The following is a 14,275-nucleotide window of genomic DNA, read 5'->3' as shown; positions in this document are numbered from 1 at the left end:
CTGCGGGCTTCGGCCGCCACGACACGGGAATGGGAGCCCCGGGCTGAAAGGCCCGCAGGTCAGGCGACCTGCTGGCGCTCGGGCGCCTTCCGTGTCTTCACTCCGCCGACGATGAGCGCCAGCCCCACGGCGGCGATGCCGAGGTAGGCGGTGGACGGAAGGTCGACGACCTTGTGCATCCAGCCCCACTCCGTGCCGAAGAAGGCCTGCGAAGCGAAGCTGACGAGCCCCTGGGCTCCTACGACGTAGCCGATGCTTTCGACGGTGTATCCGATGGTTGTTCGCACGGATCAACCCTCTCGCGGTGGCGCCGCAAGATCGTCCTCCGCAGGGCCGAAATCGCGGTAAGCCAAAGGATGCAGTCCGGGGTGGAGTTGGCCATGAAACAACACGAACGATCGTGCTAATATCTCGCCATCGGCTCGCCATCGGCATCTGGCTGCCCTGAGGAGAATTCCGGAGAACCCGCACATGCACCCCATGGCTTCACTCCTGAGCACCACCCTCAACATCACCAGCCGGCTCGCCCCGGGACTGGCCGGGCCCCGGGCCTTCGCGCTCTTCGTCCGCCCCCTCGGGCGTGCGCGGCTACGGCCCGAGGAGGTGGAGGTGATGGCGCGGGCGGAGAGCGGGCGGATGGTCGTGCACGGCACGGCCGTGACCACCTACCGCTGGGGGGACGGGGACCGGCCCGTGCTGCTCGTGCACGGCTGGTCCTCGCGCGCGTCGCGGTTCGCCGGCTTCGTCGATGCCCTGCGCGCCCAAGGCCGTACCGTGATCGCCTTCGACGCCCCGGGGCACGGGGAGTCGGACGGCCGGGCCTCCACGATCCGTGACTACCGCGCCATCATCGGCCGACTGCACGCGGAGCACGGCGTCTTCTCGGCCGTCGTGGCCCACTCTTTCGGCGTGCTCGCCACCTTCTCCATGCTGCACGACGGCATGCGGGCCGACCGTGTCGTCTGCATCGGGGGCGTGGCCCACTTCGACTACCTCGTGGAGCGGTTCCGGGCCGGGCTGAACCTCGGCGAGGGGGTCGGGCGCGCCCTGCGCACCCATGTCGAGCGCCGTCTCTTCCCGGGCGACCCCGACATCTGGCAGCGCCTCGACGCCCGCCGTCGCCTCCCCGGCATGCGGGCGCCGATCCTCCTCTTCCACGACACGGAGGACGATGTGATCGATCCCGCCCAGTCCCGCGCGATCGCCGCCGTCTACGGCCCGCAGGCCCGGCTGATCGAGACCACGGGCCTCGGCCACCGCCGCATCCTGGCCGACCCGGACATCGTCGCGACGGCGGTCGATTTCGCGCTGTCCGAGCCTGAGCCCGCGCCGACGCCCGTGCCCGCGACCGTGCGACGGGCGTGAGGAGCGGGGTCAGGAAGGCGAGCTGAACGCGGGCGGCCGTTCCGGGAGTTCGTCCGGAGCGGCCGCCACCGCGCGCAGCCGGCGGAGGATCCCCCGGGCGGCCCGCTCGTACGCCAGCGGGTCGCCGTGCAGGACGGAATGCGCGTTGGCCAGTTCCATCAGGGCCGTCAACTCGAAGGCGACCTGCGGTACCTCGTCCGCGTCGGACGCATCCCGGAACCCGCCCGTCAGCCGGGCCTCGTCCAGCAGTCGCTCGATGTAGCGCGTCCAGTCGGACCGCGCCTTGGCGATCTCGTCCCGTACGGGGCCGGGGCGTGCGTCGAACTCCGCGGAGACGGAGTAGAAGAAGCATCCGCCGGGGAAGACCCGGCGCCCGGAGTAGTCGAGCCAGCGCTCGCACAGCCGCCACACCTTGGCGAGACCGTCGGGGTCCCGGTGCACGGGCCGCACCACCTCGTCCTTGAACACGTCCACGGCGGCACGGACGGTGGCGAGCTGCAGGTCCTCCTTGGAGCCGAAGAGCGCGAACACCCCGCTCTTGCTCAGGCCGAGATCCGCGGCGATCTTCCCCAGGGACAGGCCTTCCAGACCGTCCACGGAAGCGATGTTCATCGTCCGGTCGAGAACGGTCCGCCGCGTCTGGTTGCCTCGTTCCACGCGTCCGTCAGCCATGGAGCCATCTTACCGAACGCACGGTCGTTCACTTGGTGCGGGAAGGGGACCGCTGTCAGTGGCGGGTGCGATGCTCGAAGAGGAAGGACAGCGCTCGAAGAACCGAAGAACCGAAGAACCGGGGCCGGAAGGAGTGCGGGCCATGCTCACCACTGACTACAAGGACGGCTCCCCGAACTGGGTGGACCTCGGCACGCCCGACATCGGAGGCGCAGCCGACTTCTACGGGGCACTGTTCGGCTGGGACTTCCAGGCGGGCAGCGAGGAGGTCGGCGGGTACGGGATGTTCCACCTCGGCGGCAAGACCGTCGCGGGCGGTATGACCGTTCCGGCGGAGCAGGGCCCCTGCGCCTGGCAGGTGTACTTCCAGAGCGCGGACGCGGACGCGACGGCCGCGGCCGTGACGAAGGCCGGCGGCACGGTGACGTTCGCGCCGATGAGCGTCCAGGACTACGGCCGGATGGCAATATGCGCCGACCCGGCGCGCGTGGGATTCGGGGTATGGCAGCCGAGGACGAACACCGGCCTGGGCGCGGTGACGGACGTGGGCACCTTGTGCTGGACGGAGCTGTACACGGGCGACGTGGCAGGGGCCGCCGAGTTCTACCGCGCGGTCTTCGGCTGGGAGATGGGCGAGATGCCCTACGAGGGCGGCACGTACACGATGGCCAGGCCGGCCGGCACGGCGGACGAGGCGGCCTTCGGCGGCCTGGTGCCGATCTCCACGGACCCGGTGGAGGACGCCGAACGGCCCTACTGGACGCCGTACTTCGAGGTGGCCGACTGTGACGCGGCGGCGGCGAAGGCGGAGGAGGCGGGCGGCAAGGTGCGCCTCGCCCCGGAGTCCATGGAGGGAGTGGGCCGGTTCGCCAAGCTGGCGGACCCCTTCGGGGCGCGGTTCGCGGTCATAGCCAGCGCACCCGCACCCGGGTCATGACGAGTTGTTGATCAGTCGTTGATCGGACGTCCATCGGCGGCGGTCAGGATCTCCGGCATGTCGATTAACACCACTGCCGCAACCACTGACACCGCTTGGTACGACCTCGCCCTGTGCGCCCAGACGGGCCCCGGCTTCTTCTTCCCGGAGCCCGGTTCCTCGCTGCGCGACGCCAAGCGGCTCTGCGGGGCCTGCGAGGGGCGAGCGGCGTGCTTGGAGTATGCCCTGGCCAACGACGAGCGCTTCGGAGTCTGGGGCGGCCTCTCGGAGGCCGAGCGCCAGGCCCTGCGCCCCCGCCGCAGCTGATCAGGTGCGCGTCCCCTTCCCACTCCCACGGACCAGCCCCACGCGCCGCGCGAGGTCGAACCCCTCACCACCGCACTCCTCCCTGCGCGGCGTGTGGGGCACGACGCGCACGGGGTAATGCCCCCCGACGGGCGATACGACGCCACCGAATCGGGGGTCCCCGGCGAACCAGATCCGGTCCGGGTGTTCGTCCTCCAATGTTGCGAGCGGGACGGGGAACGGGATGATCCGGAACATGGCCGTGAAGTCCTCCCGGAAGGGGATGGCAACGGTCGCGGGACTTCCGTTCACCCTGCGCTGGTGTCGGCACGGGAACTCGCGCCAAGGGTAGGCCTGAAGCACGGCGGCGACACGGCGCCGCCGGAAGTAGGCGACGATCACCCAGGGCAAGTAGGGGGTGGTGAGAATGATCAAGAGGGCGAGGGTCATTCCCGCGTACGGAACGACACCGATGCAGGCCAGGGCGGCCAGTGGAGGACCACCGAGGCTGAGTACCCAATTGAAGCGTCGGACGGACAACCGTTTGTAGCCGACCACCGTCGGAGGGTGGTCCCAGGCCGCCTTGGTGAGCGCCACGCTCATAGGAGTACCTCTAGGATGCGTGAAGTTCCGGTGGCCTTCGGCGCACCCGGGTCGGGATCGGTGAACTGGAGCGTGTGCGCCACCGCTTCGAGGATGTCCGTATAGGCCTCGGCATGCTCGGTGCACGCGCTGGTCAGATCGAGGACGAGCAAGTGGAGTCCATCCGGATGCACCGTTGCGACCCTGGCCTGAAACAGCTGATGCTCGATATCCGGGACGGAAATGATCCCGGCGACCAGACAACACGGAAGAGCCGACGGCAAGTCGATGAACCTGCGGACCGAGCTGGTCCACAGCGCTGAGCGGGCGATGGCCAGAGCCGTACGTGCCGCGGCGAGCCGGGGGTTGGGCTGCTCGACCCGCCGGATCGTCAGGGAGAACACGGAGGTGGTGACCCCGGCCGGCTCCTCGGGATGGAAGCCGAGCGCGGTGTGTACGACGTCGTGCCCCGCCAGTTCCTCAAGCCCGTCCATGAGCTGGGACAGTTCCCCTTGGGCAGTCGGGCTGTCCAGGGCTTCAGCGAATGCGTCCAAGGATGCTGCGTCGCCAGGGCCGATGTCATGGAAGCCCGGGGGCAGGCGGAACCAGACCGGCGGGATGCTGCTCTGCTGCGTCATGGCCGCAGCACCGACCAGACATGGCCCGACTTCCTGATGGCTGAGGGGGCGTCTTCCAAGACTCCTCGGGTGCCGTCCACAGCCGTCGAACTCTGTTCGACCGCCTCGTTGTCCGGGCCGTAGTCTCCTGCGGCGGTTACCGCACCTGTAACTGCCACCGCCACGCCGACGCGTTCCCTGGCATCCGGAGTCGACGACCGCATGGCCCATCCGGTGAGCGGGCTCTCCAACTGACGCAGGTCATCCGAGGTGCTCCATGCCGCCTGCCTGAACGCGGTGGCCCCAGGAGCCAGCCCCACCACCGCGCTGCCTTCCGGCGCCGCGGCCATCGCCGCTCGGGCGGCTGCCGTGCCCGCCTTGGCGCCGGAGGCAACCGCTGCGACACCCGGTACCGCGCCCGCCGTGTCTCCGAGGAGCGTCACGCTGCTCTTCCAGAAGTCCGCGTCGAACTGGCCCTTCGTGAATCCGTCGGACAGGGACTTGCGGAACTTCGGGTCCGAGGTGTGCATCGCCAGAGCCGCCAAGGACAGGCCGCTCCCGACGAGCATGATCGCGAGTCCCGCCGGCGGGCAGACAAGGGCCACGCCCGCCCCGATCGCACCCAGGATCGCCGACGCGTTCGACATCGCGTCCGCCGGGTCGTCGACGATCTTGTTCCAGATGGAGGCCAGCAGGCCCGGTTCCTTCGGGGCCAGTCGGTCCGTCGCCGCGTTCAGGGTCTGGGCCACCCGGCGGGCGGCCGTGCCGTGCTCAGCGGCGAGCTCGCGGGCCAGGCGGCGGGCATCGGTGAGGGCCTCTTCCGTCTTCGCCGCCGCGGCCTGGGCCTCGTACCGGGTGGCCAGTGCGCGGTGGGAGACCAGGGTGTCGTGCCACCCCGTGAGCCGGCGGGCCGCCTCCGCGAGGGAGGTGTGGGCCGCGCCGAGGTAGCGGGGGAGGTCCTGCGAGAGGGAGGCGCGGAAGGCGGTGGCGGCCTCGCCCTGCCAGGCCGAACTGTGGGAGACCAGGTCCTTCACCACCCGGGAGGCCTCCCCGAGGGAGGTGGCCGAGGCGCTGAGCTTCTTGGCCAGGGCCAGGACCGTCGCGGGATTTCCGGGGGCCGGGTCGAAGCCCAGCGCCGCGTGCTCAGTCACGCGCGGCCGCCGCCCGGAGGAAGGCCGCACGGACGGCCTGATCGAGCTCCGCGTACTCCGCGGCGCTGCGGTCCACGCCCTCCCGTACGTCCTTGACGCGTTTGGTCAGCTCCTGCGTGCCGTAGGCCCAGCGTTCCTGGAAGCCGTCACACGCCGCGTCGAGGTCCGCTGTGCCCAGCTGATCGGGCCGTACGTGGTCCAGCGCGCGCCGGGCCTCCCGCAGGGAGACCAGGGAGGAGTCCAGGGCGCGTGTCAGACGGGTCAGCTGGTCGATGTCCACCTGGAGCGAGGTCATGACGCGAAACCCTGGCAGAGCGCGGCTCTGCCAGGGCAATCGGCATCACTCGCCCGAGCGAGCGGAAATCGGTCAGCCCTTGCGGGCGGCGATACGGGCCGCGCGGGCGGCCAGCTTCTCGTCGAACTTGCGGGCCTCGGAGTCCAGGCCGTTCATGAACAGCCCGAGCTCTTCCTGGGCCTTCTGGCCCTCGGGGCCGAGGCCGTCGATGTCCATGATCTTGAGGAAGCGGATCACGGGGCTCAGCACGTCGTCGTGGTGGATCCGCAGGTTGTAGACCCCGCCGATGGCCATCTGCGCGGCCATCCGCTCGAAGCCGGGCATGCCGTGTCCGGGCATCCGGAAGTTCACGACGACATCCCGTACGGCCTGCATGGTCAGGTCCGGGGCGAGCTCGAAGGCCGCGCCCAGCAGGTTGCGGTAGAAGACCATGTGCAGGTTCTCGTCCTGCGCGATGCGGGCCAGCATCCGGTCGCATACGGGGTCACCGGACTGGTGGCCGGTGTTGCGGTGCGAGATGCGGGTCGCGAGCTCCTGGAAGGCCACGTACGCCACCGAGTGCAGCATCGAGTGGCGGTTGTCGGACTCGAACCCCTCCGACATGTGCTGCATGCGGAACGCTTCCAGCTTGTCCGGGTCCACGGCGCGCGAGGCCAGCAGGTAGTCGCGCATCACGATGCCGTGGCGGCCCTCCTCGGCGGTCCAGCGGTGCACCCACGTGCCCCAGGCGCCGTTGCGGCCGAAGAGCGTCGCGATCTCGTGGTGGTAGCTGGGGAGGTTGTCCTCGGTCAGCAGGTTCACGACCAGCGCGATCTTGCCGATGTCGGTGACCTTGGACTGCTGCGGGTCCCAGGCTTCGCCGTCCTCGAAGAAGCCCGGGAAGTTCCGGCCCTCGCTCCACGGGACGTACTCGTGGGGCATCCAGTCCTTGGTGACCTTCAGATGGCGGTTGAGCTCCTTTTCGACCACCTCTTCCAGCGCGAACAGCAGCTTGGCGTCCGTCCACGCCTCCGAGCTGCCGAGGTGGGGAGAGGTGATCGTCACGGGTACTCCTGGGTGCAAAGCGAATTACCTACGGTTCCGTAGCCTACGGAGTCGTAGGTTAAGCGTGACATCAAGGCCAGCCAACCCCCCAGTAGGGGTATGTCCGGTTACATCCAGTTATCTATGCAGTTTACGGCTGGCCTGAGAGGGGTTCGAGGGGCCAAAATCACGCCAGCAGGTGGTTTGCCGGCCCCCGGTTTGACGAAAGAAATCGGTTCCGCTTCGCCGGGGGCGCGGCGATCCGGCCCTCGCCGCTCACGGCGTGGGCGCGGTCTCACTCACTCGACCACAGCCTTTCCCGGACCTCCTCGGCCGTCGTCGGCCGCAGCTCGCCGTCCAGCAGGAGCCATCGCGTGATGCCGATCGACTCCAGGAACGGCACGTCGTGGCTCGCCACCACGAGTGCGCCCTCGTACGACTCCAGCGCATCGGTCAGCTGCCGCACGCTCGACAGGTCCAGGTTGTTCGTCGGCTCGTCCAGCATGAGCAGCTGCGGAGCCGGCTCCGCCAGCAGCAGGGCCGCCAGTGCCGCCCGGAAGCGTTCGCCGCCCGACAGCGTGCCGGCCGGGCGGTCCGCCCGGGCGCCGCGGAAGAGGAAGTGCGCGAGCCGGGCCCGGATCAGGTTGTTGGTGGCCTGCGGGGCGAACCGCGCCACGTTCTCCACCACCGAACGGCTCTCGTCCAGTACGTCGAGGCGCTGCGGCAGGAACCGCGTCGTCACGTGCGCCACCACCGCCCCGGACACCGGCGGGAGCTGCCCCGCGATCGTGCGCAGCAGCGTGGTCTTGCCCGAGCCGTTGCGGCCCACCAGGGCGATCCGCTCCGGCCCCCGCAGTTCCCACTCGCCCGGTACGGCGGCTCCGTGGGCCAGGCGCAGATCGCTCAGGGTCAGGACCTGCCGCCCCGGCGGGACCTGGGTGGCGGGCAGCTGGATCCGGATCTCGTCGTCGTCGCGCACCGCCTCCACCGCCTGGTCCAGGCGTTCCTTCGCCTGCGCCAGCTTCTCGGTGTGCATGATCCGGTGCTTGCCCGCCGACTCCTGGGCCGCGCGCTTGCGCGCCCCCATCACGATCTTCGGCTCGCGCTTGTTCTCGAACATCTTCTGCCCGTACCGCTTGCGCCGCGCCAATTTGACCTGGGCATCCGCCAGTTCGCGCTTCTGCCGCTGTACGTCGGCCTCCGCGACCCGGACCATCCGCTCGGCGGACTCCTGCTCGGCGGCGAGCATGTCCTCGTACGCCGTGAAGTTGCCTCCGTACCAGCGGACTTCGCCGTCGCGCAGGTCGGCGATCTGGTCGACCCGCTCCAGCAGTTCCCGGTCGTGGCTGACCAGGAGCATCACCCCGGACCAGGACTCGACCGCCGCGTACAGGCGGCTGCGGGCCCGCAGGTCCAGGTTGTTGGTGGGTTCGTCCAGCAGCAGGACGTCGGGGCGGGCGAGCAGCAGGGCGGCCAGCCGCAGCAGTACGGACTCGCCGCCCGAGAGTTCGCCGACGGTACGGTCCAGGCCGATCCGGGCGAGACCGAGCTGGTCGAGCGTGGCCAGGGCCCGCTCCTCCACGTCCCAGTCGTCGCCGACGGCGTTGAAGTTCGCCTCGGTGGCCTCGCCCGCCTCGATGGCGTGCAGCGCGGCGCGGGTGGTGTGGATGCCGAGCGCCTCGTCCACGCGCAGCGCGGTGTCGAGGGTGACGTTCTGCGGGAGGTAACCGACCGAGCCGGCGACGGAGGACTGGCCTTCGGTCGGGGCCAGTTCGCCGGCGATCAGCTTCAGCAGGGTGGATTTCCCGCAGCCGTTGAGCCCGATCAGGCCGGTGCGGCCGGGGCCCACCGTGAGCTGGAACCCGTCGAACACGGGAGTGCCGTCGGGCCAGTCGAAGGACAGGGCGGAGCAGGTGATGAAAGCAGGGGCGTTACTCATGGAGGCCTCCAGGTTGCGTGAGTGGTGCGTGCAACGCGGGGAGACAGCCGACGGTTCAGCCGTGGGGCGTGGTGGTCGGTGTCTCGAACCTCAGACGAGCAATGTCCTGCTCCGTTTCGACGGTGATGGGCCGTCTTCGAAGCTACGGGCGGCCGCAGCAGCCCGCAATCCAATTAACTCAGCAGGTGTCGCGCATCAGCTCGGCCAGGCTGTGGTCCATGTCCAGGTAGAGGTGTTCGAGGCCGGGCGGCACCACGGTCGCCGCCCGCTCCAGGAAGCGGTGCAGCTCGGCCGTCAGCATCAGCACGATCGCGACGCCCTCCGTCGCGTGGAACTCGATGGTGGTCCGGTCGGCGTCGTACGGGCGTACGCGTACGTCGCCACAGCCCGACGGGCGGTCCAGCCCGGACTCCATCAGCTCGCGCGAGAAGGTCCACGAGACCTCGACGCCCTCCAGCGTGGCCGGGGCGGGGAACGCCATCCGCACGGCGAACGGATCCGCTCGGTCGTAGCAGAGGGTGACGGGCACGGTCTCGACCTTCGGCGCGGTGGCGACCAGACGGGCCTGTGCGGCCTGCTCGATGACAGTGATCAAGGCTCACTCCCTTGCGGCGGATCTGCTGCCGGACAGTGGGGTGGGGCCCGGCAACCCGATAGACGCCGGAATCGGCAAATCCGTGCATGGGCCGTTGCGTGAGCTGTGTCACCGATTGGCTTGAACCAATCCGTGTGATCGCACAGAGTGACCGGACGGTGGATGTGCCCGAAGGCGGCCCCGGTCCGCGGCGGGTCCGGGGCGCCTCGGAGAAGGGCTGGTTACCGATCACTCCTCAGGCCTAAGGGGCCGCATCAGGGCCGCGTAGAGGGCGGCGGAGACGACCATGCCGACGGGCAGGGAGAGGTCGATGCCGCCCAGGGCCGAGGCGATCGGCCCGGTGTAGAGCGTGTCGACGCAGAGGGCGGCCGCGCTCACCCCGGCCGTGAGCGCGAGGGCGCCCGCCGGGTTGACGCCGCCGGTGTACCAGAAGGGGCTGCCGGGGGTCTCGTCCGCCAGCGCCCGGCCGTCGTAGCGGAACCGGCGCAGCAGGATGTCGGTCGCGTAGATCGCCATGACGGGGCCGATCAGGACGACGAGCAGCTGGAGGGAGTTGCTGACGGTGTCCAGGAGGTTGGAGACGAGCAGGCCGTAGAGGGTCAGGGCGACGGCGACGGCCCCGTCGAACAGGACGCTGACGGAGCGCCGGATGCGGATGCCGACGGCCTGCAGGGCGAGTCCGGCGCTGTAGGCGGTCAGGGCGTTGACGGAGATCGTGCCGAGGATCAGGGCGAGCAGGAAGAGCGGGTGGAACCGTCCGGGCAGGATCTTCTGCAGTGCGGCCTGGGGGTCGCTCATGTCGACCGCGGTCGCGGCGAACGCGCCCAGGGAGCAGACGATGACGCTGGGCAGGAAGGCGCCGAGGGCGGTCCAGCCGATGATCGCCTTCCGTGAGGACGTGCGGGGCAGGTAGCGGGAGAAGTCGGCGCTGGTGGTGTATGAGAGCGGGCCCGAGGCGATGAGGGTGGTGCCGGCGAGGAGCGCTGCCCACAGGCCGGTGCCGGTCAGGGGCGGGGCGGGCCGGTAGGAGAAGTCCGTGTGGCCGAGCACGGCGAAGCCGACGACGGTGAAGGCGGCGGCCAGCACCAGGGTCATCGGGAGGTAGTGAACTCGGCCTGCCCCGCGGCGCCCTCACCGGCGACGCCTGATCCTTTTCCCGCCCGCCGTTCCCCGCCCGCCGTTCCCGCCCCGCCCGACGTTCGCCCCCCGTCCGGCGTTCCCCCGCCCGACGTTCCCGCCCCCGCTGGAGGCTCCGTGCGCACCCCCCTCGTCCTGCTCAACGCCCGCCTGCTCACCCGGCCACGGGCGGGTTCCTGCCGGACACCGCCCTGGCCGCTTCCGGCGGACGGATCACCGCACTGGGCGACGACAGCCGCATCCGTGCGCTCGCCGACGCCTCGGCCACGGCGGTCGACCTCAAGGGGGCGGTCGTGACCCCCGGCCTGGTCGACGGCCACATCCACCCCGTCTCGGGCGCCGAACTGACCCACGGACTGGACCTGTCGGGCTGCACCGACCTGGAGCAGGTACGCGCGACACTCGCCGCCGGCGTACACGGCCTCGCGCCCGGCGCCTGGCTCAGCGGCTGGGGCCTGGACCCCAACGCCTTCGGCGACCGGCCCGTCGGGACCGCCCCCTTCGACTCCGTGCTCGACGGCGTGCCCGCCACCCTCCTGCTCTTCGACGCCCACTCCATGCTGGCCAGCCGGCGTGCCCTCGAACTCGCGGGCGGCGACGGGCCGCGGACCTTCGAACAGGCCTCCGCCGAGGTGGTCTGCGACGCGGCCGGCCGGCCCACCGGCCTGCTCCTGGAGGACGCCGCCTGCGAACTCGTCGAACGCGTCGCCCCGCAGCCCACCCGCGAGGAGCGCCGCGACCGGCTGGCGGCCGCCCTGCGCAGGATGGCCGCCGCCGGGCTGACCGGCGGCCACGCCATGGACGCGAATGGGGACAGCCTCGACTTCTACGCCGAACTCGACGCGGCGGGCCAACTGCCGCTGCGCCTGCGCGTCGCGCCCTGGTGCCAGCCCGGCACCGACGCCGCCGCCGTACGCGCGCTCATCGCCCAGCAGGGCACCGGCGGCAGGCTCTGGCGCACCGAGGGCGTGAAGATCTTCATGGACGGCACGATCGACAACGGCACCGCCTGGCTGGAACACCCGGACCGCAACGGCGAGTCCACGCACGCCTTCTGGCCCGACCCCGAGGTCTACACGCGGATCGTGGGCGAGTTCCACCGGGCCGGAGTGCCCACCGCCACCCACGCGATCGGCGACGCCGCCGTACGGCACGTGCTCGACGCCGTCGGGAAGGCCCAGGCGTCCGGCGGGCCCGGGCCCCGGGTGCGCCACCGGGTCGAGCACATCGAGACCGTCCCCGACGACACCCTGCGCCGCTTCGCCGAGCTCGGCGTCATCGCCTCCGTACAGCCCCCCACTGCTGCGACTTCACCCGCGCCGACCACACCGACAACTGGTCCCGGCGGCTCGGCGAGGAACGTGCCTCGCGCGCCTGGCGCTGCCGCGACCTGTGGGACTCCGGAGCCACCGTGGTCCTCGGATCGGACTGGCCCATCGCCCCGTACCCGCCGCTCGGTGTCATGGGCGGCGCCCGCCACCGCCGCCCCAGCCGCGACCTCACCCAGGCCCCGCACGGCCCCGAGCAGGCCCTCACCGCCCTGCAGGCCCTCCAGGGCATGACCGTCAACGCCGCCCGGGCGGCGGGCGAGGAGCACCTCGCGGGCCGGATCGCCCTCGGCCACCGCGCCGACCTGACGGTGCTCGCCGACAACCCGCTCACCGTCGCCGCCACCGAACTGCCGGACCTGCCCGTGCTCCTCACCGCCGTCGACGGCGGCGTGACCCACCGCGACGCGAGCCTGTGACCTGAGGACGAGGCCGCCGACAGGTGCGGTGGCAGGCGTGGCGGCAGGGGCCGGAAAGCACTCTGGACGGCGCATCCGGGGTACGTTAGCTTCCGGCGCCATGAGACTTCTGGAACTCGGAATCGGCATGTGCGCGGCAGCCCTGGTCGTCGGGGTACTGGCCGGCCCCGCCCAGGCCGATGCGGCCCCGGCCCCCGACCCGGCCCCGGTGGCGCGGGACTTACGCGGCGCCGGCTGGGCGCTGAAGGACACCGGGAAGGACGTACGCTTCCGCGGGCTCGCCGCGGTCGGCCGGACCACGGCCTGGGTGGCCGGTTCCAAGGGGACCGTGCTGCGCACGGTGGACGGCGGCCGCAGCTGGCGTGACGTTTCGCCACCCGGCGCGGTCGCGGAGGCCCTGGAGTTCCGCGACATCGAAGCCTTCGACGCGCGGCGCGCGGTGGCCCTGGCCATCGGGGAGGGCGAGGCCTCCAGGGTGCTGCGCACCGAGGACGGCGGAGCCACCTGGACCGAGACCTTCCGCAATCCCGATCCGCGCGCCTTCTACGACTGCCTCACCTTCTTCGACGCCCGGCACGGCCTGGCGATGAGCGATCCGGTGGACGGGAAGTTCCGCATCCTGGCCACCGACGACGGCGGACGGAACTGGCGGGTCCTGCCGAACGCGGGCATGCCCGAGGCGCTGCCCGGCGAGGCGGGCTTCGCCGCGAGCGGCCAGTGCCTGGTCAGCTCCGGCCCGCGCGACGTCTGGCTGGCCACCGGCGGCGGGGCGCAGGCCCGGATCCTGCACTCCGCGGACCGCGGTCTGACCTGGCGCGTCGCCGAATCCACCGTCCCGGCGGGCGATCCGGCGCGCGGGGTCTTCGCCCTCGCCTTCCGGGACCGTACGAGGGGACTCGCGGTCGGCGGTGACTACCGCACCGGGCAGGCCTCCCCGCAGGCCGCGGCCGTGTCCGCAGACGGGGGACGCACCTGGCGCCAGGCGGCGACGCCGCCGCCGGCCTACCGGTCGGGCGCGGCCTGGTTCCCGTACAGCGGGGGGACGGCGCTCGCGGTGGGGCCCACGGGGACCGACGTGACCACGGACGGCGGCCGCAGCTGGCGGTCCCTGGACGCGGGCTCCTTCGACACGGTCGACTGCGCGGCCGACACGGGATGCTGGGCGGCGGGGGAGAAGGGACGGGTGGCGCGGCTGGAACGGCGGCGCTGATCAGCCCGCGGGAGCGGGAGCGGCCGGAGCGGCCGGAGGTGCCGGGGCGGTGACGAGGTCCATGCCCGGGTAGCGCCCGGCCGTGAAGCCCGCGGCCCGGTAGACGGGCTCGCCGTCGGGGCTGGCGTGCAGCTGGACGTAGTGGATGCCGAGGCCGTCGAGCCAGGCGACCAGCGCGTCGACGATCCGGCGGCCGTGGCCCCGCCCGCGGGCGGGCGCGTCGGTGACGATCCCGTCGAGGTAGCCGCGCCGGCCGTCGGTCCACCGGGGGCCGGGCAGGTGGTAGGTGACCCAGGCCATGCCGGTGGCGAGCAGCGGTTCGCCGGGAGCTCCGCCGACGACCAGGCAGTGCACGTCGGGGCGGTCGCCGAGGCGTTCGAGGAACCAGGCGCGGGCGACCTGCCGCCAGGCGGCGTCGGCGGACCCGGGGTCGACCCCGAGGGCGTCGAGGGCGACGGCGCGCAGGCGTATGAGCTCGGGGACATCGGCGGGAACGGCGGGGCGGGGCTGCATGAACACTCCGGCGGGCAGGGCGGTCGAGCGGGTCGAGGGGAGCGGGCGGGTCGAGGGGAGCGAGCGGGTCGAGCCCACCGAACGGGTCGAGGGGAGAGGGCGGTCGAGCCCGCCGAACGGGTCGGGCGACAGGTGGAGGAGGGCGGGCCTGTCAGGGCCGGCGCCGTCCCCGCGCGGCCGGTGCTGTGGCCGCAATGGTGTGCCGGC

Annotated in this window: 14 protein-coding genes and 2 pseudogenes; 5 read left to right on the top strand and 11 right to left on the bottom strand. The window is 71.6% G+C overall.

Translation table 11 applies throughout. From position 1 onward, the window contains the following. Nucleotides 1-59: 59 nt before the first annotated feature. On the bottom strand, nt 60-287 hold the full coding sequence (locus ACFY04_RS21005; RefSeq protein WP_389118658.1) for a hypothetical protein: 228 nt from the start codon (nt 285-287) through the stop codon (nt 60-62). Nucleotides 288-480: 193 nt separating this feature from the next. Here ACFY04_RS21005 and ACFY04_RS21000 point away from each other — a divergent pair, with 193 nt between their 5' ends. After that, on the top strand, nt 481-1,365 hold the full coding sequence (locus tag ACFY04_RS21000) for an alpha/beta fold hydrolase (RefSeq protein ID WP_389118656.1): 885 nt from the start codon (nt 481-483) through the stop codon (nt 1,363-1,365). A gap of 9 nt (nt 1,366-1,374) precedes the next feature. Here ACFY04_RS21000 and ACFY04_RS20995 read toward each other — a convergent pair whose 3' ends face one another. After that, on the bottom strand, nt 1,375-2,037 hold the full coding sequence (locus ACFY04_RS20995; protein WP_389118655.1) for a TetR/AcrR family transcriptional regulator: 663 nt from the start codon (nt 2,035-2,037) through the stop codon (nt 1,375-1,377). Between the two features lie 142 nt (nt 2,038-2,179). Here ACFY04_RS20995 and ACFY04_RS20990 point away from each other — a divergent pair, with 142 nt between their 5' ends. Both ACFY04_RS20990 and ACFY04_RS20985 read left to right on the top strand, forming a co-directional pair. Next, the gene (locus ACFY04_RS20990) at nt 2,180-2,974 is read left to right on the top strand and encodes a VOC family protein (RefSeq protein WP_389118654.1); all 795 of its coding nucleotides are present in this window, start codon (nt 2,180-2,182) and stop codon (nt 2,972-2,974) included. Between the two features lie 57 nt (nt 2,975-3,031). Continuing rightward, nucleotides 3,032-3,280, top strand: a complete 249-nt coding sequence (locus ACFY04_RS20985) for a WhiB family transcriptional regulator (RefSeq protein ID WP_314246429.1) — start codon at nt 3,032-3,034, stop codon at nt 3,278-3,280. Here the strand turns inward: ACFY04_RS20985 and ACFY04_RS20980 are convergent, their stop codons facing one another. From ACFY04_RS20980 to ACFY04_RS20945, 8 genes and pseudogenes are all read right to left on the bottom strand, one after another. Next, a complete protein-coding gene (locus ACFY04_RS20980; RefSeq protein WP_389118652.1) occupies nt 3,281-3,694 on the bottom strand; it encodes a hypothetical protein in 414 nt (137 codons plus the stop codon). 164 nt (nt 3,695-3,858) lie between these two features. Continuing rightward, nucleotides 3,859-4,479, bottom strand: coding sequence for a hypothetical protein (locus tag ACFY04_RS20975; RefSeq protein WP_389118651.1), 621 nt, complete (start codon nt 4,477-4,479; stop codon nt 3,859-3,861). Next, on the bottom strand, nt 4,476-5,609 hold the full coding sequence (locus ACFY04_RS20970) for a hypothetical protein (protein WP_389118649.1): 1,134 nt from the start codon (nt 5,607-5,609) through the stop codon (nt 4,476-4,478). Before ACFY04_RS20970 ends, ACFY04_RS20975 begins: the two co-directional genes overlap by 4 nt. Beyond that, complete coding sequence (locus tag ACFY04_RS20965; RefSeq protein ID WP_189741076.1) at nt 5,602-5,904, bottom strand: hypothetical protein; 303 nt, start codon at nt 5,902-5,904, stop codon at nt 5,602-5,604. Before ACFY04_RS20965 ends, ACFY04_RS20970 begins: the two co-directional genes overlap by 8 nt. 72 nt (nt 5,905-5,976) lie before the next feature. Next, nucleotides 5,977-6,948, bottom strand: a complete 972-nt coding sequence (locus ACFY04_RS20960; RefSeq protein ID WP_389118648.1) for an acyl-ACP desaturase — start codon at nt 6,946-6,948, stop codon at nt 5,977-5,979. Nucleotides 6,949-7,222: 274 nt separating this feature from the next. Beyond that, nucleotides 7,223-8,866: an ABC-F family ATP-binding cassette domain-containing protein gene (locus tag ACFY04_RS20955; protein WP_389118646.1), complete on the bottom strand. Its 1,644-nt coding sequence runs from the start codon at nt 8,864-8,866 to the stop codon at nt 7,223-7,225. A 178-nt stretch (nt 8,867-9,044) separates the two neighbouring features. Then, a complete protein-coding gene (locus ACFY04_RS20950; RefSeq protein WP_389118644.1) occupies nt 9,045-9,461 on the bottom strand; it encodes an SsgA family sporulation/cell division regulator in 417 nt (138 codons plus the stop codon). A 228-nt stretch (nt 9,462-9,689) separates the two neighbouring features. Continuing rightward, a pseudogene (locus ACFY04_RS20945) lies at nt 9,690-10,565 on the bottom strand (purine-cytosine permease family protein); the annotation flags it as partial. A 150-nt stretch (nt 10,566-10,715) separates the two neighbouring features. On the opposite strand from ACFY04_RS20945, the pseudogene ACFY04_RS20940 reads away from it, so the two are divergent. Beyond that, nucleotides 10,716-12,345, top strand: a pseudogene (locus ACFY04_RS20940) (amidohydrolase). Nucleotides 12,346-12,472: 127 nt separating this feature from the next. Then, complete coding sequence (locus ACFY04_RS20935) at nt 12,473-13,555, top strand: WD40/YVTN/BNR-like repeat-containing protein (protein ID WP_389118808.1); 1,083 nt, start codon at nt 12,473-12,475, stop codon at nt 13,553-13,555. Here ACFY04_RS20935 and ACFY04_RS20930 read toward each other — a convergent pair whose 3' ends face one another. After that, nucleotides 13,556-14,068, bottom strand: a complete 513-nt coding sequence (locus tag ACFY04_RS20930) for a GNAT family N-acetyltransferase (protein WP_389118642.1) — start codon at nt 14,066-14,068, stop codon at nt 13,556-13,558. Between the last annotated feature and the right edge of the window lie 207 nt (nt 14,069-14,275).

Source organism: Streptomyces sp. NPDC001549, from assembly GCF_042894025.1.
Lineage (GTDB): Bacteria > Actinomycetota > Actinomycetes > Streptomycetales > Streptomycetaceae > Streptomyces > Streptomyces kutzneri.
Note: the sequence above shows the minus strand (reverse complement) of the source record. Positions and strands in the feature narration are given on the sequence as shown.